Annotated in this window: 22 protein-coding genes; 7 read left to right on the forward strand and 15 right to left on the reverse strand. The window is 41.7% G+C overall.

Translation table 11 applies throughout. From position 1 onward, the window contains the following. The first annotated feature begins 53 nt into the window (after window positions 1-53). The 3 genes from FHQ08_RS03185 to FHQ08_RS03195 are packed head-to-tail and all read left to right on the forward strand — an operon-like array spanning window position 54 to window position 1939. Window positions 54-302: a YdeI/OmpD-associated family protein gene (locus tag FHQ08_RS03185; RefSeq protein WP_230912947.1), complete on the forward strand. Its 249-nt coding sequence runs from the start codon at window positions 54-56 to the stop codon at window positions 300-302. A gap of 11 nt (window positions 303-313) precedes the next feature. Next, window positions 314-583 carry an ACT domain-containing protein gene (locus FHQ08_RS03190; RefSeq protein ID WP_230912948.1) on the forward strand — a complete coding sequence of 90 codons (270 nt, stop codon included), beginning with the start codon at window positions 314-316 and terminating at the stop codon, window positions 581-583. Between the two features lie 12 nt (window positions 584-595). Beyond that, window positions 596-1939 (forward strand): PFL family protein, encoded by a 1344-nt coding sequence (locus tag FHQ08_RS03195; RefSeq protein ID WP_230912949.1) that lies wholly within the window; start codon window positions 596-598, stop codon window positions 1937-1939. A 238-nt stretch (window positions 1940-2177) separates the two neighbouring features. Here the strand turns inward: FHQ08_RS03195 and ribB are convergent, their stop codons facing one another. Further along, entirely contained in the window at window positions 2178-2819 is a 642-nt protein-coding gene (gene ribB, locus FHQ08_RS03200; protein WP_230912950.1) for a 3,4-dihydroxy-2-butanone-4-phosphate synthase, read from the reverse strand. 409 nt (window positions 2820-3228) lie between these two features. Beyond that, window positions 3229-3573, reverse strand: a complete 345-nt coding sequence (locus FHQ08_RS03205; RefSeq protein ID WP_230912951.1) for a hypothetical protein — start codon at window positions 3571-3573, stop codon at window positions 3229-3231. A 205-nt stretch (window positions 3574-3778) separates the two neighbouring features. Here FHQ08_RS03205 and FHQ08_RS03210 point away from each other — a divergent pair, with 205 nt between their 5' ends. Further along, window positions 3779-4078 carry a cupin domain-containing protein gene (locus FHQ08_RS03210; RefSeq protein ID WP_230912952.1) on the forward strand — a complete coding sequence of 100 codons (300 nt, stop codon included), beginning with the start codon at window positions 3779-3781 and terminating at the stop codon, window positions 4076-4078. 121 nt (window positions 4079-4199) lie between these two features. On the opposite strand, the gene FHQ08_RS03215 is transcribed toward FHQ08_RS03210, so the two are convergent. Both FHQ08_RS03215 and ilvD read right to left on the reverse strand, forming a co-directional pair. Continuing rightward, window positions 4200-5183, reverse strand: coding sequence for a bile acid:sodium symporter family protein (locus FHQ08_RS03215; protein ID WP_230912953.1), 984 nt, complete (start codon window positions 5181-5183; stop codon window positions 4200-4202). A gap of 12 nt (window positions 5184-5195) precedes the next feature. After that, window positions 5196-6935, reverse strand: a complete 1740-nt coding sequence (ilvD, locus tag FHQ08_RS03220; RefSeq protein ID WP_230912954.1) for a dihydroxy-acid dehydratase — start codon at window positions 6933-6935, stop codon at window positions 5196-5198. 234 nt (window positions 6936-7169) lie between these two features. Between ilvD and FHQ08_RS03225 the strand changes: the two genes are divergently transcribed. Next, the gene (locus tag FHQ08_RS03225; RefSeq protein ID WP_230912955.1) at window positions 7170-8225 is read left to right on the forward strand and encodes a D-alanine--D-alanine ligase family protein; all 1056 of its coding nucleotides are present in this window, start codon (window positions 7170-7172) and stop codon (window positions 8223-8225) included. Between the two features lie 62 nt (window positions 8226-8287). On the opposite strand, the gene FHQ08_RS03230 is transcribed toward FHQ08_RS03225, so the two are convergent. Then, window positions 8288-8668: a DUF1828 domain-containing protein gene (locus tag FHQ08_RS03230; protein WP_230912956.1), complete on the reverse strand. Its 381-nt coding sequence runs from the start codon at window positions 8666-8668 to the stop codon at window positions 8288-8290. Window positions 8669-9137: 469 nt separating this feature from the next. On the opposite strand from FHQ08_RS03230, the gene FHQ08_RS03235 reads away from it, so the two are divergent. Next, window positions 9138-10037, forward strand: a complete 900-nt coding sequence (locus FHQ08_RS03235; protein ID WP_230912957.1) for a DUF6930 domain-containing protein — start codon at window positions 9138-9140, stop codon at window positions 10035-10037. A gap of 26 nt (window positions 10038-10063) precedes the next feature. On the opposite strand, the gene FHQ08_RS03240 is transcribed toward FHQ08_RS03235, so the two are convergent. The 7 genes from FHQ08_RS03240 to FHQ08_RS03270 form a co-directional block, all read right to left on the reverse strand. Next, the gene (locus FHQ08_RS03240; RefSeq protein ID WP_230912958.1) at window positions 10064-10237 is read right to left on the reverse strand and encodes a hypothetical protein; all 174 of its coding nucleotides are present in this window, start codon (window positions 10235-10237) and stop codon (window positions 10064-10066) included. Then, on the reverse strand, window positions 10230-10919 hold the full coding sequence (locus tag FHQ08_RS03245; protein ID WP_230912959.1) for an NAD(P)H-dependent oxidoreductase: 690 nt from the start codon (window positions 10917-10919) through the stop codon (window positions 10230-10232). Before FHQ08_RS03245 ends, FHQ08_RS03240 begins: the two co-directional genes overlap by 8 nt. 20 nt (window positions 10920-10939) lie before the next feature. Then, window positions 10940-14077, reverse strand: coding sequence for an AAA family ATPase (locus FHQ08_RS13150; RefSeq protein ID WP_230912960.1), 3138 nt, complete (start codon window positions 14075-14077; stop codon window positions 10940-10942). Then, window positions 14074-15198 carry an exonuclease SbcCD subunit D gene (locus tag FHQ08_RS03255; protein WP_230912961.1) on the reverse strand — a complete coding sequence of 375 codons (1125 nt, stop codon included), beginning with the start codon at window positions 15196-15198 and terminating at the stop codon, window positions 14074-14076. Before FHQ08_RS03255 ends, FHQ08_RS13150 begins: the two co-directional genes overlap by 4 nt. A 155-nt stretch (window positions 15199-15353) precedes the next feature. Continuing rightward, on the reverse strand, window positions 15354-15800 hold the full coding sequence (locus FHQ08_RS03260) for a phosphate-starvation-inducible protein PsiE (RefSeq protein ID WP_230912962.1): 447 nt from the start codon (window positions 15798-15800) through the stop codon (window positions 15354-15356). Beyond that, complete coding sequence (locus tag FHQ08_RS03265) at window positions 15784-16713, reverse strand: HNH endonuclease (protein ID WP_230912963.1); 930 nt, start codon at window positions 16711-16713, stop codon at window positions 15784-15786. The genes FHQ08_RS03260 and FHQ08_RS03265 overlap by 17 nt, the downstream gene beginning before the upstream one ends. Next, window positions 16713-17039 carry a hypothetical protein gene (locus tag FHQ08_RS03270; RefSeq protein WP_407929168.1) on the reverse strand — a complete coding sequence of 109 codons (327 nt, stop codon included), beginning with the start codon at window positions 17037-17039 and terminating at the stop codon, window positions 16713-16715. The genes FHQ08_RS03265 and FHQ08_RS03270 overlap by 1 nt, the downstream gene beginning before the upstream one ends. A gap of 141 nt (window positions 17040-17180) precedes the next feature. Between FHQ08_RS03270 and FHQ08_RS03275 the strand changes: the two genes are divergently transcribed. Further along, a complete protein-coding gene (locus FHQ08_RS03275) occupies window positions 17181-17939 on the forward strand; it encodes a class I SAM-dependent methyltransferase (protein WP_230912965.1) in 759 nt (252 codons plus the stop codon). 12 nt (window positions 17940-17951) lie between these two features. Here FHQ08_RS03275 and FHQ08_RS03280 read toward each other — a convergent pair whose 3' ends face one another. The 3 genes from FHQ08_RS03280 to FHQ08_RS03290 all read right to left on the reverse strand — a co-directional run bounded on the left by FHQ08_RS03280 (window position 17952) and on the right by FHQ08_RS03290 (window position 21787). Further along, window positions 17952-19130 carry an MFS transporter gene (locus FHQ08_RS03280; RefSeq protein WP_230912966.1) on the reverse strand — a complete coding sequence of 393 codons (1179 nt, stop codon included), beginning with the start codon at window positions 19128-19130 and terminating at the stop codon, window positions 17952-17954. Between the two features lie 216 nt (window positions 19131-19346). After that, entirely contained in the window at window positions 19347-20618 is a 1272-nt protein-coding gene (gene serS / locus FHQ08_RS03285; protein WP_230912967.1) for a serine--tRNA ligase, read from the reverse strand. A 404-nt stretch (window positions 20619-21022) separates the two neighbouring features. Further along, window positions 21023-21787: a YoaK family protein gene (locus FHQ08_RS03290; RefSeq protein ID WP_230912968.1), complete on the reverse strand. Its 765-nt coding sequence runs from the start codon at window positions 21785-21787 to the stop codon at window positions 21023-21025. Window positions 21788-21815: the final 28 nt, after the last annotated feature.

The following is a 21815-nucleotide window of genomic DNA, read 5'->3' on the forward strand; positions in this document are numbered from 1 at the left end:
TAAATTGAGTAAATTAGTAGTAACCAAATAATTTAACAAAGGATGCGACCACTGTGGCTGATAAAAAAACTTTAGCTGATTACGAAATTGATATTCCAAAAGTTTCTCAACTTTTACAAGAGGATGCCGATGTCCAAGCCTTTTTTGATAGCCTAACTACCGGTTATCAGCGTGAATGGGCGCGTTATATCTTTGGCGCTAAAGCAGAGGCAACCAAACAGCGCCATATTACCGATATGAAGATGATCTTAAAAGCAGGCTATAAGTCTAAACGGGCTTATGGCTCTCATCCCAAAGCCTAGGAGGGCCAAATATGAAAATTGTGATCACCGTTATTGGTCAAGATCAAATTGGTATTGTTGCCAAAGTCAGTCGTAAGCTGGCTGACTTAAAGGTCAATATTTTAGATATTTCCCAAACATTGATGCAAACGAACTTCACGATGATTTTGATGGGTGAAATAAAAACAGATACGCCGAATCTAGCTCAGATCCAGACTGAATTGAAAGCGTTGGGCACTGAAATTGGCGTGGTGATCCGCGTGCAACGTTCAGAAGTCTTCGATGCGATTCAAAAGTTATAGGGGGGCATTCACATGGAGGAGAAACAAATCCTAGAGACCATCCAAATGGTCTCAGAAGAAAACCTAGATATTCGTACGATCACGATGGGCATCTCTTTACTAGATTGTATTGATCCTAATGCTGAAGCAGCCGCTAGGAAAATCTACGATAAAATCACTCATTATGCCAAAAATTTAGTGCCTGTCGCTAAAGCGATTGAAATGGAATATGGGATTCCCATTGTCAACAAGCGTATCTCTGTTACGCCCATAGCTATTGTCGCCGGTGCTAGTGATGTCACAGACGACACCATCTTTGCTAAAACTTTAGATCGAGCAGCTACAGAGCTCGGAGTAGATATCATCGGTGGTTTTTCTGCCTTGGTGCACAAAGGTTATACCAAAGGTGACCATCGCTTGATCCAATCTATCCCCCAAGCATTAAACGAAACGAGTCGTGTCTGCAGCTCTGTAAATATTGGCGCTACGCGTTCGGGCATCAATATGGATGCTGTTCAAGAGATGGGCCGTGTCATCAAGCAGCTAGCTGAAATTGACCCAGTTAAGTGTATGAATTTAGTCGTCTTTGCCAATGCTGTTGAAGACAATCCCTTTATGGCGGGGGCATTTCATGGAGTTGGTGAGGCTGATTGTGTGATCAATATGGGCGTTAGCGGTCCTGGTGTCGTTAAACATGCCCTGACGAAAATTAAGGGTGCTCCTTTTGATGTCGTTTCCGAAACCATCAAGAAGACAGCTTTTAAAGTCACCCGCATGGGTCAATTTGTCGGCACCCTTGCGGCCCAGCGTTTACATGTTCCTTTTGGGATTGTGGACCTCTCCTTAGCACCCACGCCAGCTAGAGGTGATTCTGTCGCTGAGATCTTAGAAGCGATGGGTTTGGAGAGTGTCGGTGCGGCTGGTACTACTGCTGCCTTGGCCCTGTTAAATGATGCCGTTAAAAAGGGCGGTGTCATGGCCTGTGAGCATGTGGGTGGGTTATCGGGCGCCTTCATTCCTGTTTCTGAAGATAGTGGGATGATTCAAGCCGTAACGAACCAACACCTCAACATTGAAAAGCTAGAAGCCATGACGGCCGTTTGTTCGGTGGGTCTGGATATGATTGCTGTTCCTGGCAATACACCTGCCGCAGTGATCAGCGGGATGATCGCTGATGAAGCTGCTATCGGTGTGATCAATAATAAACCGACTGCTGTCCGTGTGATCCCAGCAACGGGTAAAGACGTTGGTGATGATATTAACTTCGGCGGTATCTTTGGCCATGCCCCTGTCATGGCGGTTAATACAAGTAGCCCCGCTGAGTTTATTGCCCGCGGCGGCCGCATACCCGCACCAATCCACTCGTTTAAGAATTAAGCGATCGAATAATATAAAAATGCGTCAACTTCAAACATATTATTGTCTGAAGTTGGCGCATTTTTATATTACAAATAATTTAATTCTAAACGTGTTCCAAAAAGCAACGGCCTCTCCTAACATCGAATTACTCAAATGGCAAAACCACCATTTGTCGCAATTCTTGTTAGTGCTCGGCCGCTGAACGCTTTTTGTCACACTCTGCATTTTTATGAGTTATATTTGAAAACCAAACGTTTTAAGAAGCAGTCACGTTGGCTTGTTCACGTAAATAGTTTTTGATCTGATCAATTGTGATCATTGGCATATTCCAAGTTTTAGAGAATTCTGCTAAATCATCCCGGCGTGCCATTGTCCCATCTTCTTTAATGATCTCAATGATCGCGCCAACTGGTGCTTTACCACAAATTTTTGCTAAATCAACGGCAGCTTCTGTATGACCATCACGTTCTAGCACACCCTTTGGCTTGGCGATCAAAGGAAAGATGTGTCCTGGGTGATTAAAATGTGTTGGTTTGGCATCAGCATCAGCTAAGTGACTGATCGTTGCTGCCCGGTCTGGTGCAGAAACACCTGTGGTTACCCCTGTCGCTTCGAATTCGCCATCTGTGGAAACGGTAAATGGCGTCAAGTTAGGGTCAGTGCTGTTATCTACCATCATCTTAAAACCAAGTTTTTCAGCAAGTTCAGCACTCACTGGTGCACATAACAATCCTTTTGCATGCGTGATCATGAAGTTGATTGTTTCAGCTGTAATTCCTTCACCTAAAGCGACAATATCGCCTTCATTTTCACGATCTTCATTGTCTGCCAAAATAATCATCCCGCCATTTTTTAATGTTTCAAGTGCTACGTTGATATCTGCAAAAATATTTGCCAATGTGATCCACACTCCTGAATGTTTTGGTAAACTAGATGGCCATCGTTCGTTTACTCATTAAAAATAACTGATTTTCAGAAAAATGTCAACATATTATTCGAAATTAAACGAATATTATTTTATTTATTCTATTCGTTTGTTTGTAAATAAACAGAGATAAGCGTGAGACAAAAAGCGCTCAGCACCCGAGCACTAATAAGAATTGCGAAAAATGGTGGGTTTTCCATTTGAGCCATCAGCGGTTAGGTGAGGACGTTGCTTTGTGGAACACATTTAAAACTTAATTATTCGCAAACAAAAAGTGACTGAAAACAAAACGTTAGTTCTATCCCAGTCACACCACTATTTATTATTTAACCATGTGCCAAAAAGGTAATGCCCTTTATCTCATTCTCACAAATTATCCGAATCAATGAATTTGGTGTTTGGTTAATGCTTCGTGTACTTGTGTCTCTAAGTAATGCATCAGCTTTGGTGCATCGCGTCTGAAAGCCGATTGGAAAGAGTTGCATGTGCCTGGTGCTGAAATCGTTGTTTCCACTTCATCCGTAGCATCATCCGTAATGGTTAATTCTTCATCGGCATAATGTACTCTGACATAGCTACCCTCAAGGCCTTCATCGCAAATCGATTGGGTAAAATTGACTACCGCATCTTCGATAACTTGGTTTAGACCAATATCTATACCCTTACGTTGCATTGATCGTAATAACCGAGTTGCGCCCTCATAGGTCGTTGGAATTTGTACGTCCATAATTAGCCTCCTAAATAGCAAATGTTTTTATACCAATATCGTGCTTGCTTATAGTGTAACCGCTTCAACTAAAAAAAGAAAGAATTTTAACAAAAAGTTTGCTTAATTTTTAAGTTTTGCTCGATAAATATTGCGCCCATTGACAGCCCTTTCTTATAGTTTTAGATTGGAAGAGCAATAAATAAATAACATTGGAGTGTTTTTCATGGAAATCATTGACGGACAACAAGGTCCTTTAGTACACGAACATGTTTATAATAAAGGCCATCAACGTATTGGCCATCGCATCTTACCGAAAGGCCTAGCAAACGATAAGATTACGTTACATCCCGCACCTGCGCACGGTGTCGTGATTCCGGTCAAAGGTAGAATTGAATTTGGGACAGCTGATGGTCCTAAGGAGCTCTATCCTGGCCGCATCGCTGTTATGGAAAAAGGCGATCCTCATTATATGAAAGCAATCGAAGATAGTGAAGTTTTCGTCGTATTGGACCTAGAAAAATAAACGGTCAGTACCAAATAAAAGCCACCAAAGTTAGACTGAAAGAATCTAATTTTGGTGGCTTTATTTTCAAATTTTATACCTTAGAGTCCAAAACAGATAACGTTTTGTTTCCAATTACTGTCTAATTCGTAGACGGATCTGTTGCTAATTCAGTTGCCGCCGATTCGTCTGCCGTAACCAACGTATGCTGCCGCCACCAACTTGATAAAATCGATCCGGAAATATTATGCCAAATCGAAAAGATCGTTGATGGGATTGCTGCAGCTGGCAAAAAATACTTCATCGCTAAGGTGGCGCCTAAGCTTGAATCCTGCATACCGACTTCAAAAGTAATCGCTTTTTGCTGTGGCTGTTTCAAGCGGATCAACTTGCTGAACAAGAAGCCCAAACCATAGCCGCTTAAATTATGTAACATAACGACTGGGATAACTAAGGCTGTTTGCGCAGAGAAAAGTTCATTATGGTTCGCCGCAAAAACAGCACCGATGATGGCTAAAATAGCTAGTTGTGAAACCAGGGGTAGGACTTGCGTTACCTTTTCAACCTGTTTGGCAAATAAAGTATGAACCACGACACCCAAAATAATTGGGATCACTACAATTTTAAGTGTGCTTAAAAATAATTGGGTCGTTGGAATAGCGACATACTTGCCCGCATAGATCTTCAGCAGTAGTGGTAACATGACAGGCGCCAATAAAGTAGATAGTGCTTCAATAGAAACATCTAAGGCAACGTCGCCCTTTGCCAAGAAGGCCATAACACTAGACGAAGTTCCACTTGGACATGAACCAACTAGGATAACGCCCACAGCAGTCATGCCCTTAAGCTGAAAGATCAAGCAAAGAACCCAGGCAATGGCTGGCATGATTAGATAATGTGCGACAGTTCCTAAAACAACAGGTACTGGTCGTTTTAAAATCCTGGCAAAATCATCTTTCTTTAAGGTTAGCCCCATGCCGAACAAAATTATCCCTAACAGGATAGAAGTTTTGGGTGCGATCCACAAACTCATTTGAGGTACAAAATAGTTGATTGCGGCCCAAATAATAACTAATAAGGTAAACCATTTACTTAGCCAATTACCAACTGCAGTTACTTTATGCATTGCTTAACCCCCTCACAGATTAAAAAGTTCATTAACATCACGCATGACCCCGCCTGTACTTGCAGACGTCACTAATGCTTGGTAACGAGCGAGATAGCCACTTTTTACTTTAGGTACGAATTTCTTCAGAGACTGACGCCGTTGGGCTAATTCTTCATCAGAAACATGAACATTCAATGTTCGGTTTACCAAGTCAATAGTGATCTCATCACCATCTTTGATCAGCGCAATTTCGCCGCCCTCAGCTGCTTCTGGTGAAATATGACCGACAGCGATGCCCCGGGTAGCCCCAGAAAAACGGCCATCTGTAATCAGGCCCACTTCGCGGCCAAGACCTCGGCCAACAATACTAGAAGTTGGATTAAGCATCTCAGGCATGCCTGGTCCCCCCTTTGGTCCTTCATAGCGAATGACGACTACGTGTCCTGATTGTACTTTGCCACTATCGATACCTTCGACAGCTTCATCATGGGAATTGAAGCAAATGGCTTTACCAGTGAATTGATGAATATCTTTATCTACACCACCAACTTTGATAACAGCGCCATCTTTGGCAATATTGCCGTGCAAGATCGACAACCCACCTTGATTAGAATAAGGGTTAGAAATTGGGTGAATCACTGCTTCGTTCTTAGTGTGACATCCCGCCACATTCTCACGCAACGTTTTTTGTGTCACTGTTAGCCGATCTGGATGCAAAATACCACCTTTTTCGATCAACTCGTTCAAGATGGCCGGAATGCCCCCTGCGGCATGAACATCTTGCATGGTCCAATGTGAAGATGGTGCAATTTTAGCTAAATACGGCACCCGCTTAGCAATTTCATTAATATCATCTTCCGAATAATCAATCCCCGCTTCATGCGCAATTGCTAGTCCATGTAGGACGGTATTGGTCGAGCCACCCATAGCCATATCCAAAGCAAAAGCATCATCAAAAGCTTCTTTTGTCATGATGTCTCGTGGCTTGACATTATCTTTGACTAGATTCATTAATTGTTTAGCAGCTTGACGCACTAATTCTCGACGTTCTTCAGTGTCTGCCAAAGCTGTGCCATTATAAGGTAAAGCAACCCCCAAAGCTTCCATTAGTGAATTCATAGAATTGGCGGTAAACATACCCGCACAAGAACCACAGCCAGGACAGGCGTTTTGTTCATATTTGAGTAGGTCGTCTTTAGACAATTTACCACTCTTAAAAGCCCCAACTGCTTCAAACATACTAGATAACGTGGTTGCTTTCCCATTTGGGTCGACACCAGCACGCATCGGGCCGCCAGATACAAAAACTGCTGGGACGTTGGTTCGCGCTGCGGCCATTAACATCCCTGGTGTGATCTTGTCACAATTTGGCATATACAATACGCCATCGAACCAATGAGCATTGATCACTGTTTCGGCTGAATCAGCAATGATTTCTCGACTTGGTAATGAGTAGCGCATACCCACATGACCCATGGCAATCCCGTCATCGACGCCAATCGTATTGAATTCAAAGGGAATGCCACCGGCTGCCTTAATGGCTTCTTTAGCCACTTCTGCTAATTCACGTAAATGAATGTGCCCTGGCACGATCTCGACGTACGAATTGCAAATTGCAATGAAAGGCTTCTTCATCTCGTCTTCATTATGCACGCGGCCCGTCGCATATAATAAGCTGCGGCCAGGTGCTTGATCCACACCTACCTTGATTTTGTCACTTCTTTTTTTAATATCAGCACCAGTTAAACTAAAGCCTAAAGTATCTGGCATGCAAATCCCTCCAATTCATTTAAAAAAGATAATGATTAGAATTCTATCATCTTTGTATAATTTGTAAACCCCTTTAAAATAATATTTCTGCCGAATTAGGTTTAAAATATTAGAAAAAGCATCACACAATTATTAAATATGGATAACAATAATGACTTTTTATCTAATTTTAAAGCTGTCCGGCTTGGTTTTATGCTATTCTTAAGGTTCTATATTATGCTGGAGGTAAATTTAATGAAAATTGTTGTCTTAGCTGGAGGTCGTAGCACTGAACGCAATGTGTCACTGTCCTCTGGTGCCAAAGTTGCTAATGCGCTGCGACGCAAGGGACATAATGTTGCTCTGGTTGATCTGTTTCTAGGTGTTGATGCCCAGACACCCGCTGAAATTGACGCCCTATTCACAGAAGCCCAAACTGAAGCAAGTTATAAGATCAGCGATGCAATTTTGACAGATGATGATATCAATGCATTAAGAACGGATGGCACTAAGGGGTTGTTCGGCAAGAATGTTTTACCAGTTTTACAATCAGCCGACATTGTTTATTTAGGCTTACATGGTGAAGATGGTGAAAACGGTAAAGTCCAAGCTGTCTTAGATTTATTTGAAATTCGTTATACTGGTAGCGGCCCACTGGCATCTGGCATGGCAATGAACAAGAAAGTCAGCAAGGAAATCATGTTATATAACAATATCCAAACGGCTGATTTCATCGTTGTCCGCGCGACTGATCCACGCCCAACAAGTTTGCCGTTTGACTTTCCGGTTGTTGTCAAACCCAGCAATGGCGGCTCAAGTATTGGGACACATATTGTGCGGCAGCAAGCTGATTTGTCAGGGGCACTCGACGATGCCTTTCGCTTTGATGACGAATTGCTAATTGAGGCCTTTGTTACGGGTCGTGAATTCTCCTTAGGTCTTGTGAACGGTCAAGCTATGCCCGCTATTGAGATTAAAGTCAATGATGGTTGGTATGACTTTGAACACAAATTCCAGGATAACAAAACGACTTTTGTTACCCCACCAGATATTCCAGAAGCTATTCACGAAGATATGAAAGCTATTGCTGCTGAAACTTTCCAAGCTTTAGGTATGGCAAACTACGGCCGCATCGACTTTCTTTGGAATGAGGCTGATGGCTTATATGTTATCGAGGCTAATTCATTGCCTGGCATGACACCACTCTCGTTGCTACCACAAGAAGCTGCGGCAGTGGGTATCAGTTATGAAGATCTCTGCGATTCGATCGTTCAAGGTAAAATGAAACTATACGAAGCTCAAAATAATTAGCCCAATAAAAAATACGGTACGTTCTTAGCACTCTGCTAGAACATACCGTATTTTTTTACATATTAGTGATCGTTGCGATACTGGATCTGTTTAACCATCCGTATTACAATGGCCATATTTTCTAATTCCTGATCAATCTCATCTAATTGAATATCTTTATGAAACTCATAATCTGGATCCATTTCAACTCCGGTCTGATTCAACACCTCAGTTAACAACTGCTTTTGTGTCTCATCAAACATTGAATACTCAAATGAACTTAACGTATAGCCTGCGTCCGTCAAACTTGCCCGCCGACCACTTAACGACAAATAAATTGTTTGATGACTACGCAACGTGCAAATGGCAGTATCTACGTCAAATGCAAACATTTGTGGATCAACTTTTTGATATTCATGTTGTAAACGACCTAGGGAGTTTCGTCGATTAGTCACAGTCTTCATAAGCTCGCCTCTAATTATCTTATCTGATTCATATTCTATTATAGATGATAATGATGACTTTTTAGAAATTATTTTTTGCTTTTTTAAAAAATAATTTCTGGTAACGATAGCACCCCCATCAAATCAACTTTTTATACAATTATTATTTTCTATTTAGGCCCCAATTTAAAAACCATGGTTATCTAAAATTCACAGAAAATTCTAATTCTATTTAATCTTCATAGATTCATTCAATTTTATAAATACTCTATTCACTTCTTTAGCGTATTGTTTTGACTATTAACTAATTGTGAGGTGATAATCCAAGCCTGAAGTTACCATGAATGGCTCACCACCTTTTTTCGCCACTCTTGTTAGTGCTCAGGTGCTGAGCGCCTTTGGTCTAACTCTCTCTTGTGGAATCATATTATTTATAAAAATTGCCAAAATAGTTTATGATAAGCATACTAACTAGCTGGAGGTCTTAGTAATGCCGACAAATCAAGCACTTCATCTTGCCATCGATCAAATTAAGACGTTTGCCCCCTGGAAAGTATTTTGGCCATCTGACCCACTTGCCTTAGCAAATGCACACACTAATTTATTTGCGGTAGTACAGTTCATAAGTCCACAATATTGGCGTATCACTTATACCGATCAAGGCTTACGGTACTTACGAATTCAAACGGAAACTGGCTTCGAGGTTTGGGAGCCCAGTCAACTCTACCAGGACTATTTAGCAATCGATTTACGGTCTGAGCCGGCTTTTACCAAAAAGGTTGCTGGTATCACAGAACCCTTGCATGCTGAAGACCAAGCTACGATTGAAACTGTTATATTACAGTTAGTTGACTTATTACAACAATTGCCCAGTCATAAACGTATCACGACGCAACTAGATCAGCATAAAGTGCCTTTTTTACAATTTACAGAAACAACCAACCATTTAAGTTTTAAACAATTTAAACTGCCACGGCAGTCTGCCTTATTTTCTAGTATTAAAACGACCGGTTTAAGCCGCTTACAAAACGCCCCATTACAACCGCTTAGTGTTGAATTCGCCGTCACTTATCTACCACAGCAGGTCACCAACACACAGGAAAAAGCATTCTACCCTCAATTACTTTTAGCAATGGATCACACCAGTGGGCAAGTGATCAGTCAAGATGTGCTTGATCCTAAACTGACTGAAGCTGAAAATATTCGGCAGTGGCTGCTCGACTTATTACAGCGCTTTGGCAAACCTAGTAATATTTATACTCATTTTGGCGAGGGTCAGCAGCTTAAAAAAATAGCCACCAAATTAGGTATCGATTTGGTGACTGATGTGCCTTTGAAATATGTGGGCCAATTATATCAAGCACTGACAAGTGAATTGGCTCAAGTATAACTCGTGGGTACGACAAAAGGTAAGAACTACCAGGTTTCATGGTTCCAGGTGCGCCCATCGATTTCAGCCTCAGCTTGTTCGATTCGACGAGTTTGTGCCTTTAATAAAATAATTGTTTCTTGATAAAGTGCCCGTGTTTCATAAGCAGGTGCTTTTTTTTGTAACATTTTTAATTGTTGGATCAAGGCTTCATTATTCATATGGTTCACCTTTTAACATCTGCAGTGTCTCTGTTAAATCAGTTAGATGCTCTTGATTTGCCTCTAAAGCTGCAATAATACCAGTTAATTGTGACTCAGCTTCAGTATTTTTCACCAAAGTTTGCAAGCGTTGAATCAACCACGTTTGCCGTTGGGCAAAATGATCTGTTTTCAATGTGAGATATTGTTGATAGGTGATTAATAAGTGCATCTTTTGTTGCTCTGACAAATAGCTAAATTGCGAAATGATAAGCGGTGCGCGATACTGTAAATTCACTTTACGGGCAATACCCTCAAAGGGACGTAAATATTCCGATAAGGTAAACTGTTCTTGCCGCCCAGCAGCGAATTGTTTTTGATCCGTGCCCGTAGAAACCACCAGCCCCAATATTTTCCCAGAGAAATCTGGCAAGGTTTCTTCATGTTTGGTTTGTAATACCTGATCTAACCAAGCATACAAACTGGCCGGTGCACTATACCAATAAAGTGGAAATTGAAATATAATTTGATCTGCCTGTTGTATTAATTGCCGTTCAGCAATAATATCCATATGCAAATCAGGATATACCTGATCCAATATATGCCAGGTCACTTGTGATAAGGACTGCGCGCTTGCCTGTAGAAAAGCCTGCGTTCCAGAATTGTCATAATCAGGATGCGCAATCACAACCAATGTTCGCATCTTTTGCCTACCTCCTTGAATTAAGTTTCTGGTAATAACACCTTCGTATGACTGCGACCTTGACCGTCAGCTACTACTTGGATTTGGTAAGGAATTTGATCTTTCAGCGCTTGAACATGGGAAATGATGCCGATCATACGATGATCGCCTTCGATGTTTTCCAAGGCGGCTAGAGCCATTTGCAAAGCATCTTGGTCTAGCGAGCCAAACCCTTCATCTACAAATAATGTATCGATCACAATGCCACCAGACCGATTTTGGATCACTTCACCCAACGCTAGCGCCAAACTCAAGGCGGCGATGAAACTTTCCCCACCAGATAAGGTATGCACACTACGCGATTTACCAACATTATCATCGTAGACATCAATTTCTAACCCGGTATTTTTTTGATATGTTCCTGTTTCTTGATGTAGTTGCAATTGATAACGTCCTGAACTCAGCTGCTGTAGATGTGTATTGGCAACATTTAGGATCTCCAATAAATGTTCCCGCAAGACATAACGTTCCAGACTAAGCTTAGCCTCGCCACTACCGGTGATGGTTTCCACTAATAATTGCAATTGATTCAGTGTCTCGGCTTGAGCTTGGATTTGCTGATAGCTCGTTTGAATTTCTGCCAAAGTCTGCGTGTTTAAAATATGTGTTTCCGATTGAGTCTCGTACGTTTGATCCACAGTTTGTTTTTGCGTCATCAATGCTTGAATCGTTTCCTGATCAGCCGCTAAGTCATAAGGACTTTGACCAGCGACCAACGTTTCATAAGTCTTGATCTGGGTCTGGAGTTTAGCCTGTGTGGCTTCAAAATCGGTGACCTGCTTAGTTTTACGATCCATCGTTTCCACTTGACCTAACAAGTGTTCAAATTCAGACCAATCAACCATACCAAAGTGTGCCTCAATTGCTTGCTCTAAATGCTGTTTTAGCTGGGCCTGTTTACTTTGCGTATCTTGCAGCTGTGCTTGATAAACTTTGATCTGAGACTGACCACTAGCCAATTGTTCTTGCTGAGCCTGCAATGCGGTATTTTTTTGTTTTAGTTCGGTATTAAAATCTGTAATTTGCCGGGTCAACGTTGTTAAATGTTGATCCAAAGCTGCTAGATCAGTAAAAGCATCTGGTACTTGAGCTTGAGCATCTTCTAATTGTGTTTGCGCTTTAGCCAAAGCTTGCTGCGCTGCTTGTACCCGTGCTTGGGTTTGCTGTTGGGCTGTCGTCAATGTCTGAATCTGACTTTGTGCCTGTTGTAATGTTGTTTGTTGCGTTGTTAATTGCTGTTTTTGCGTTTGCAGTGCTGTCTGACGTTGTTGATTCAGTCTAATTGCTTGTTGTAAAGCAGTGATTGCAGCATCATAGGTCGCTGTTTCAGGTTGGATCGCTAATGTCGCTAATTCGGCCTCAAATTCAGCTTGCGCTTGGTGTATCTGCTGTTGTACTGTCAGAAACTGTTCTTCTAAACTGGCCACTTTACTTTTCTGCGCCGCCAAATTTGACACTTGCGCATTGGCCTGCGCATTGGCTTGTTTATACTCCGCTTCAGTCACAACGGTTGTCGCTACAGCCACCGCTGGCTGCGGGTGCGCCGTACTGCCGCATACTGGGCAAGGCTGTCCTGGCGTTAATTCTTGAGCCAAGTTATAAATCTGACTGCGAATCCAATTTTGACGCACTGTCTGGGCAGCTTGTTTGGCATCTGCAACTTGACTTGTCAACGCTGTGGCCTGTGCTTGCTGTGTTTGAACGGCTCGCTGCAATCGATTGGCAGCCTTGACCTGTGTATCGATACTGGCAGCTTGCTTTGACAAACTTTTAAGCTGCAAAGCACGATTCGTCTGTTGATTCAATTGTTCTGGTACTTGAGCTAAATCTGCAATCGTTTGCTCTAATTTAGCAATGTTCGCTTGCTGCCGCTGCAACTCATCTTGTTGTGCTGCCGCTTGAGCTTGAATCACTGTAGCGTTTTTTTGGGCCACCTGCATTTGACCTTGTAAAGTCTGGACGCGTTCAAAGGCTGGCCGCTGTTGTTTTAAAACGGCCGCTTGGGCTTGCCGCGCATCTTGTTCAGGCTGCTGCTGGGCTAAATGAGCGACCTGTTGCTGTAAAAGCGCTGTACTCTTGGTCAACTCTGCCACATGCTGTGTTGCTTTATCTTTCTGTCCCTGCAAATTCAATTGTTGCGCTTGATAAGCTTGCAGCTGTTTGTAATCAGCTGCTTGCGTTTGCGCCCATTTAAGTGCTTTAAGCTCAACTTTTATTTGTTCGATTTCAGTCGCTTGTTGCGCTAATGTCTGGATCTGTTGCCGCAGATCCTGTAACTGTTTAAGCTGTTGATTTACTTGTTCATGTTGTTTTTGTTGTTGCCGCTGTTGCTCTATTTGCTGCTGTAAAGCTGTCTGCTGCTGTTTCAGTTTTGTCACTTGTGCTTGCAAAGTCTGGGCTTGGGTCTTTGCTAACTGCAATTTATCATTAAAAGATAAGTCATTAAAATTTTCTGGCCGCTCTAGCCAGTGGATCTTTGCCACATTCGTATCAACGACTTGTTGCAACCCCTGGCTCTTTTGCTTAACCGCCTTTAACTGATTACGCAAAGCCTCCCCCCAGCGCTGATAGAGTTGGGTACGAAAAAGCTTACGCAGCACTTTTTCTTTGTCATCACTGCTAGCCGTTAAAAAGCGCCGAAACTCGCCTTGAGGTAATAAGATAATTTGTGAAAATTGAGCCCGATTGATCTGCAGTAGATCTTCAATTTTCAAATTAACATCGACAACCTTAGTAATCTCCGCCGTCACTTGCTCCGCTTGATAGGTCCGTAAACGGCACTCCGCATTATAGACTTTTTCACCATTGCCCCGTTTCTTAGCCAGAACCTGCTTGGGCCGTCGCCAGATCTCATAGACTGTTTGCTGATGTTCAAACCGAAAAGTGACTTCCGTAGGTGTATCATTGTCAGCAAAATCAGAACGCAAGCTCGGTGCTGGACGATCTTCAGTCGCACTTTCACCATAGAGGGCAAAAGTCATGGCATCAAATATCGTTGATTTACCGCTGCCCGTTTGGCCTGAGATCAGAAATAATGGTACCTGATCCAAACCTGTAAAATCAATGGTCTCCTGCTCATAAGGGCCGAAGTTCTTTAGTTGTAATTTTAAGGGTTTCACGATTGCTGCACCTCATTTGCTTGTTTCAAAGCTGCTGCCGCCCATTGTTTTTGCTGTTCTGTCAAATCTTCTTTAGCTACATGCTCGTAGAAATCATTCAGCAAATCTAAGGGTGATTTATGGGCTAAGTCCAAAGTTTGCATAGCCACCTGAGTGGTATAACCTTGGGCACGTTCCAAACTAATGATATTCGGATAAATTTCCCGTAAACGCGCTAGTACGTTCACAATTGGCTTGGTATCCGTCAGTGTGATGCCCAAATAGTCGTCACATTTTAATTGCCCGTAATAATCGGGATCGGTCAAATGTGCAAAACTATCTGTCAATTGCACGACATCATTGATTGGCGTTAGTGGTTTGAAAGTACGAGACATATCTGCCGTATCAATTAGCCAGACCCCCTTTTGCTGATGTGCTTCAGATAATGAGAACTTCACTGGCGATCCACTGTAACGCGCATTGTCAGCATGTAAAGCATCTTTACCATGCAGATGCCCCAATGCCACATAATCAAAATCTTGTAGTAAATTGACCGGGATAGCACCTAAACCGCCGACTTTTAACTGCGTCTCTGAGTCCGTGGTGGCACTGCCATCCGCAAAGAAATGAGCGACCAAAATCTGGCGCTTATCGGCATCAAATTTGGTTTTCATTCGCGTTACGATTCGTGCCATTGCCGCAGCTACGTTCTTGATTGCTGGATCATTGAAATATTGCTGTGCTTGAAATGTCTCAAAATAAGGCAAGAGAAAAATTTGGATATCAGTTAATTCAATCGGCTCAAAAGCTTGTGCCAGCTCCGTCGCTAAATAATAATTTGTTGCTTGATACCAAGGCGCCCCCGTTGCTAATCGGATGGCACTATCATGATTGCCTGAAATGGCGTAAATCGGTAACTGGTCATGTAAATTCAACCGCTGAATCATGTCATTTAATAACGCCACTGCTTGTTCAGAAGGCAAACTACGATCATATAGATCACCGGCAATAATGACGCCATCAACTTTTGCTTCCAAGGCAATCGCTTCAATTTGTTTAAACGCATGCTCTTGTTCAGCTGTTAAATCAAAGCCGTGTAAACGCCGACCAATATGCCAATCCGCTGTATGTAATAAGCGCACTTCAATCACTCCTCTATTGTGTGCGAACAGATTTATTTTAAACGTGTTCCAAAAGGCAACACCTTTTGTCTCACTCTCTCCTCTATCGTGTGCTTTAATCAAAACAAAAAATCTGACAAAAAACAAGTGTTCGCCAGATTTTAGCTTTAATTTATTTACTTACGCTTAATTTCATCTGCTTCATGTCGATGGTTCAAAAAAGGGATACGATACTCGCTAAACTGCAAGGCAATCAGCGTTAAAACCAATAGGAAAATCGATACGGATAATATCAAGGTCTGTACGGCATCATCATGGATCACCATTTCCTGCCGTAGAATCGCCGTGATCGCAATATATACTAAGTAACGAATCGGTATATGGTGATCTTCATCGATATATTTACGAATCATCATGGTAAACTCAAAATACATAAAGAACGACAAACTTCCTCGAATGGTCGTCGCAAATGATAATTCATGATTGGCGCTTAACACGTGACCGCCTAAAACAAATAATTGACGGATCATGGAAATGACCATTAATAGCGCTAGAATGCCTAAAATAATATCCATCGTAACCGTGATCAGCTGTTTCATGTGTAACTTAAGATAAGCCAGCATCTTGCCCACCCCCAAAGTTTGCTTGTATTTGTGCCTGGGTCAAAATAAAATCATGTCGTAACTTTATTTGCTGCTGATAGTCGCTCGTGACACTATCGGCCACAAACTGTAAGACTTTAGCACGGTGACGAAAAGCTTGTAGCTGGGCATCTTGAATATCAGCGGTCAAATGTTGCCGAGCAGCTAATTGACGCCGATTATGGTCAATTTCATTCTGTAAGGCACGCAACGTTTTTTCTGACTGTACCAGGCGATGATTCAAGGGCATAATTCGCTGATTTAAAGTCACAAATAAATCATAGGGCATGTCACCTTTCAACCGATTACACTCTTTGCAGGCTAACGTTAAGTTATCAATGTGATTATCCTGACTCAAAAAAGCTGGATTCTTGTGATCCACACTATCTGCATAGCGGCCGCAATACTGACAAGTATAATGGTATTTTTCGCGAACCATTTGCCGTGTCGTATAGTCTAACTTGTTCTGATGAAAATATTGTTTCACGTGAAACTTTAAGTGTTCCAAATCATCTAACAACACCCCTGTTAAAGGTAATGATCCTGATTGGTCTTCCAAAGCAAGCACACTTTTGGCAAATTGAGCCAACGGCACGAGTTCTTGCAGCCGCTTTGGCCCAGTTAAATAATCCGTGATCAACTTCGTCAAAGCTCGGCGTTTTTGTTTGGACAAAGCTAGCTTCGTTGGTGCTGCCACTGCGGTAGTTGCCCCCACATAGGTCTGTTCTCGTGCCTGTGCATAATAGAAAACATAAGGATTATAGAAAGTTTCATTCGTTAGACCCCTCTGACGGCAAAAATAACACAAACTAAAATATGTCTGATCAACGTGAAACAAACTTGCTGGTAAAGTTAACCCACAGTAAACGCAACGCAAATGAACTCCTGTGGTCATTATCGAACCAACTCATCATAAACCAATTCGATGGTATCCTTACGAGTCGCAAAATTAATGCTGGAGATCTCTTGGGTCAAGATTTTTTCGTATTCTTCTAAAACATCATCTGGTAGCGGCGTACTATTATGTAAAACATCGATCACATCACTAGCATCAGCCATATCCTTCAAGTTCACAAACAATCGAGTCTTTGTTAACACATCACGCAATAAATCTGTCAAAACGCCACTAGGCTTACCCGTAGTGTCAGTCATTACGACTTGCTGCGTTGGAATCTCCCCATGATTGACCGTGACTAATTTCAAAACATCAAATACTCGCAACGACCTCATCCTTTCGATGATACATTTATTTATCATTATAGCCTGTTTTGCGACATTTTCACACTATAAGCTAATACCGGCATTGTCATGATTCTAAGTAACAGGTATGCTTAGAAAAATAATAATTTGTGAGGTGTGCCTATGTCTCATGCGAATCAAAAATCTTGGGAAAAAGAAGCAGCCGTTGGCATGCAAGGTTGGGACTTTCAGCATTTAGCCGGTCGCTGGTCTAATGCCACGCTGCCTTGGGATTACACTGCCACTGTATTGCAGTACCTAAAAACAACAGACCGATTATTAGATATGTCCACTGGCGGCGGTGAATTACTGCAAAGTTTTCATCATCCAAATCAATTAACGACTGTGACTGAATCTTGGCTGCCAAATATTCAGTTATTACAAAAAAAGCTGGCTTCAACCGGCGTTCATGTCTTTTCAACAGTCCATGAAGCTGATCTCCCTAAAATGAAGCACCCGTTTAATGTGATCACTAACAGTCATGGGACTTTTGAAGCCCAATCACTTTTTCAGGCGTTGACACCTGGCGGTTATTTCATCACCGAACAGGTCGGTGCTACCAATAACTTTTCCCTGTCACGCTACCTAAGCCCTGCCTATACACCCGCTTATCCAGACAATACGCTCTTGGTAGCGCAAACCGCCTTGCAAAACGCTGGTTTTCATATTTTAACAGCACAGCAAGCCTATCCTGAGCTTAAATTCTTCGACGTCGGCGCCATTGTCTATTATGCCACCGTTATTCCTTGGGAATTCCCCGATTTTTCTGTGACACATTGTCTCGAGCAACTTGAAACACTACAGGACTTGATTCAAAGCCAAGGCTACATCGCGACCAATGAAGACCGCTTTTTGATTGTTGCAAAAAAGCTAGATCATTAAGATCTGACTTTTTTATAAATCAATTTTCCTTTCTTTCTGTTGTAAAAATAAAACTAAGCCACCTAAAATAATCAGTACCATTGAAAAAATCACCAGCATTTGGACTTGTCCGTGGTCCAGTAACGCGCCTGCTAGAAGCGATCCAACTGGACCACCAATCGAATAAAACGTTTTGAAAGTGGTCATGACTCGGCCTAAAAAATCACTCTGTGTTCGAATTTGAATTAATGTTTCCGATAGAATATTTTGAATGCTTGAAGTGAAGCCAAACAAAAAAATAGCCAAAACAATTAAAACCCCGTTGGTACGTGCACCAAGTATAAGCAAAAGCGGCAAACTGCTTAACAACCAATAGAGACTGATTGTTTTGACTAGTGGTTTAAGTCTACCAGCTAAAAGTGCCCCCACCATAAAGCCCAGAAAAAAAGCAATATAAAACCCACTATAATAAATGGCTGATCCCATTTTTTTAGCAATAAATGGCAGAAAAACGATCAACATGGGCGTTACAAAAGAATACAATGTCGAAGCGAATAGATAGCGAAACAAAAAATGATCTTGTTTGATATATGTATAGCCAGTCAGCACTTCTTGCCAGTAGTGATCCGATTGCTGTTTTTCTTTATGTGGTTCAACTAATTTATGGATGGCGAACATCAAATAAAGCGTGCCAGCAAAACTGAGCACTGTGACCAAAGCCATCACGTGAGCAACGACTAAAAATCCCAATAATGCCCCCGCTAAGGCAACCCCCATGAAATTTGTGGATTGATCGATCAAGCTGATACGTGAATTCAGTTGCGTTAATTCACGTTCTGCTTTAACTACACTTTTTATAATCGCACGGTCAGCAGGTATAAAAAATTCATCACAAACTGAGGCAAGCGTAGCCAAAATCAAAATCGGATATATCATTTGTTTGGCCTTAAAGATGCATAGTGTTAATAGAAGAAAAATGAATGTTTGCATACATAAAGCGCCGACACTAACAACTTTCAAAGCATGACGATCAATAAAAGGGCCATAAATTACTGCTAAACTGGCTGTAATCGAAAATAAAGCATTCATGATGCCTACTGTGGAAGAACGATCAGTCTCGGTTTGAAACCACCAAATCACAGTAAACATAAATAGGCTGTTTGATAGGGTCCCTAAGGTACGTGAAGCAAGATAGCTCTTTTGACGTAACATCGCATCACCTTTTTCTAGCAGACAGATAAACGCATTAATTTTTTCTAATTTTTAACTAATGATATACTAATCAGATATGATGTCAAACACTTATTTCAGCAAAAAAGCCCCCAGAGATTAGATTTTTGGTCTAACTTCTGGGAACTCAATTATTTTGTACTACGGTCAGCTTAAGTGTTAACCCTGACTATTTTCAAGCCTGCTATTGCCACACTTCTATTTAATAACTTCTTGGCCATTCATGTAAGGCACCAAGACATCAGGAACACGTACAGTACCGTCTGGTTGTTGATAGTTCTCAATAATGGCAGCAACTGTCCGGCCAACTGCCAAACCAGAACCATTCAAGGTATGCAAGTAGTCCACAGAGCCATCTTCCTTACGATAACGAATCATGGCGCGGCGTGCTTGGAAGTCTAAGCAGTTAGAGCAAGAACTGATTTCACGATAAACACCCTGCTCAGGCATCCAAACTTCAATATCATAAGTCTTAGCAGAACTAAAGCCAGTGTCACCCGTAGATAATACGATCACGTGGTGCGCTAAGTTTAATTGTTTCAAGACTTCTTGAGCGTCTAAAGTCAATTTTTCCAATTCGTCAAAAGAATCTTCTGGTTTACAGAACTTAACCATTTCAACTTTATGGAATTGATGCATCCGAATCAACCCACGAGTATCACGACCAGCACTCCCTGCTTCAGAACGGAAGCAAGGTGTGAAGGCTGTAAAGTAAGTTGGCAGATCCTTTTCATCTAAAATTTCGCCGGCATAATAGTTGGTCAAAGGCACTTCAGCCGTTGGGATCAACGTCTCACCAGTAGATTCAACGGTGTAAACATCTTCAGTGAATTTTGGAAATTGTCCCGTGCCAAACATCGTTTTGGAATTAACCAAATATGGTGGAATAATTTCATGATAGCCTTGTTTTTGCGTATGTAGATCTAACATGAAATTATAAACGGCACGTTCTAACCGAGCACCAGCATCTTTATAATAAACAAAGCGGGCGCCAGAAACCTTAGCAGCGCGTTCAAAATCTAAGATACCTAAGTTTTCACCAATTTCCCAATGGGCTTTTGGTTCGAAACCAAATTCAGGAATTTCGCCCCACTTGCGGATCTCAACGTTACTGTCTTCATCTGGGCCAACTGGAATACTATCATCTGGTAAGTTAGGCAAACGTACAGCGATATAGTTTAAACGTTCAGCACCTTCTTGCTGCTCAGCTTCAACTGCTTTGGTTTCTTCATTGATCGACTTAACTTGTGCAATCAATTTTTGACCAGCTTCAGACTTAGGATCAGCTGCTTTGACTTGTTTGCTTAATTCGTTCTTTTGTCGTTTTAAGTCGTCGACCTTAGCAATGGCGGCCCGATTTTGTTTATCAAGTTGAATATATTCGTCGATTTCTTTTGGATCAACGCCTCTTGTCTTCAACTTCTCTTTAACCATATCTGGATCTTGACGGATAATTTTTGGATTGATCATAATCTTTTCCTCCTATAATTAGGCTACGCAGTCGTTCCTTGCTTCATAGTTACCGCTGCTTTCTTAACAAACAATTAATGGGATTAAAAAAAGCCCCTTGGCAAAAAGCCAAGGGACGTTATCAGCGTGGTACCACCCAAATTTATGCTAAAAAAGCAATCTCGAAAGGATATCGGCCTTTACCGGAGTACCTTCAATTGGTATCTACTAAGCAATGGATTCGACAGTTGCCCCTAATCAGCTCACACCGACCGCTGACTCTCTTTTTAGTGGCATCTATCTACTAGTTGCTATCTTCGTGTCTGTTTCTTGTTTAATTCTTGTTTACGTTTCAAATATAACAATCCCCTACCCGGTTGTCAACAACAATTTGAAAAAATATTACTATCATTGATAATAAATTATCAGTCATCTAATTCTTTCTCTTTTGCCTTTAGCTTACGCTGAAGTAACTTATTAATGCCGCGATAATCGATCAAATTGAAACGGAACAACAACAGGGAAACACCCAATCGCAAAACCACCAGACCAACAATAATAACCACAAATAAAATAGCCATTTGTTGATACCGGGTACTGGTAAAGCCACCAACAACGGCGCCCAGGGCAAAGGCAATGACGATCGTGCCATATTGGAAGGCACGTTTAAGGGCTTGTTTATCCTTAGTAAATAAGTACTGGGCAAAGTTTTGATTCAAACTGGTCAAATTACCAGTGGTCATCATAGAACTATAAGTTGATTCGCCGAAACGGTTAAAACTCGTTGTCTGCAAAGCTGCCACAAAGGACATCGTTAACGCCACCGTGATTTTCAAACTGTTGGGATCTTCATATGCTGGCATATTTGCCAACCATACCAACGCAACGATTTCAATCAATAATACTAAAAGACGCCAGTATTGCTTCAACATCGGTAATAGGCGTCGGTCTAAATACTTCACAATAAAAATACCCACAGTATAAGCAAGTAGCGGTAATAGTTTAAAGCGCAAGCCAGAAAAATTACCATTGGCTAAATCTAAACTTAATAAAATGACGTTACCCGTTTGTGCCGTTGCAAAAAAGCCAAAATTTAAATAAGTATAGGCATCGGCAAAGCCACCCGCAAACGTCAATAATAAAGCGGTCGAGAACAGTCGGTCAATTTGGTGCTCTTTAACTGGCCACATGTTGATCTTCCTTTTCTTGGAAACGTAC

It is taken from the genome of Agrilactobacillus fermenti, assembly GCF_021030645.1.
Taxonomy (GTDB): Bacteria; Bacillota; Bacilli; order Lactobacillales; family Lactobacillaceae; genus Agrilactobacillus; species Agrilactobacillus fermenti.

Bases quoted from the DNA above. Each gene is read 5' to 3' on its own strand.
- FHQ08_RS03190 (WP_230912948.1), top strand. From the start codon at position 314: ATGAAAATTGTGATCACCGTTATTGGTCAAGATCAAATTGGTATTGTT.
- FHQ08_RS03195 (WP_230912949.1), top strand. From the start codon at position 596: ATGGAGGAGAAACAAATCCTAGAGACCATCCAAATGGTCTCAGAAGAA.
- FHQ08_RS03205 (WP_230912951.1), bottom strand. From the start codon at position 3,573: ATGGACGTACAAATTCCAACGACCTATGAGGGCGCAACTCGGTTATTA.
- FHQ08_RS03210 (WP_230912952.1), top strand. From the start codon at position 3,779: ATGGAAATCATTGACGGACAACAAGGTCCTTTAGTACACGAACATGTT.
- FHQ08_RS03215 (WP_230912953.1), bottom strand. From the start codon at position 5,183: ATGCATAAAGTAACTGCAGTTGGTAATTGGCTAAGTAAATGGTTTACC.
- ilvD (WP_230912954.1), bottom strand. From the start codon at position 6,935: ATGCCAGATACTTTAGGCTTTAGTTTAACTGGTGCTGATATTAAAAAA.
- FHQ08_RS03225 (WP_230912955.1), top strand. From the start codon at position 7,170: ATGAAAATTGTTGTCTTAGCTGGAGGTCGTAGCACTGAACGCAATGTG.
- FHQ08_RS03230 (WP_230912956.1), bottom strand. From the start codon at position 8,668: ATGAAGACTGTGACTAATCGACGAAACTCCCTAGGTCGTTTACAACAT.
- FHQ08_RS03235 (WP_230912957.1), top strand. From the start codon at position 9,138: ATGCCGACAAATCAAGCACTTCATCTTGCCATCGATCAAATTAAGACG.
- FHQ08_RS03240 (WP_230912958.1), bottom strand. From the start codon at position 10,237: ATGAATAATGAAGCCTTGATCCAACAATTAAAAATGTTACAAAAAAAA.
- FHQ08_RS03245 (WP_230912959.1), bottom strand. From the start codon at position 10,919: ATGCGAACATTGGTTGTGATTGCGCATCCTGATTATGACAATTCTGGA.
- FHQ08_RS03260 (WP_230912962.1), bottom strand. From the start codon at position 15,800: ATGCTGGCTTATCTTAAGTTACACATGAAACAGCTGATCACGGTTACG.
- FHQ08_RS03265 (WP_230912963.1), bottom strand. From the start codon at position 16,713: ATGACCACAGGAGTTCATTTGCGTTGCGTTTACTGTGGGTTAACTTTA.
- FHQ08_RS03275 (WP_230912965.1), top strand. From the start codon at position 17,181: ATGTCTCATGCGAATCAAAAATCTTGGGAAAAAGAAGCAGCCGTTGGC.
- FHQ08_RS03280 (WP_230912966.1), bottom strand. From the start codon at position 19,130: ATGTTACGTCAAAAGAGCTATCTTGCTTCACGTACCTTAGGGACCCTA.
- serS (WP_230912967.1), bottom strand. From the start codon at position 20,618: ATGATCAATCCAAAAATTATCCGTCAAGATCCAGATATGGTTAAAGAG.
- FHQ08_RS03290 (WP_230912968.1), bottom strand. From the start codon at position 21,787: ATGTGGCCAGTTAAAGAGCACCAAATTGACCGACTGTTCTCGACCGCT.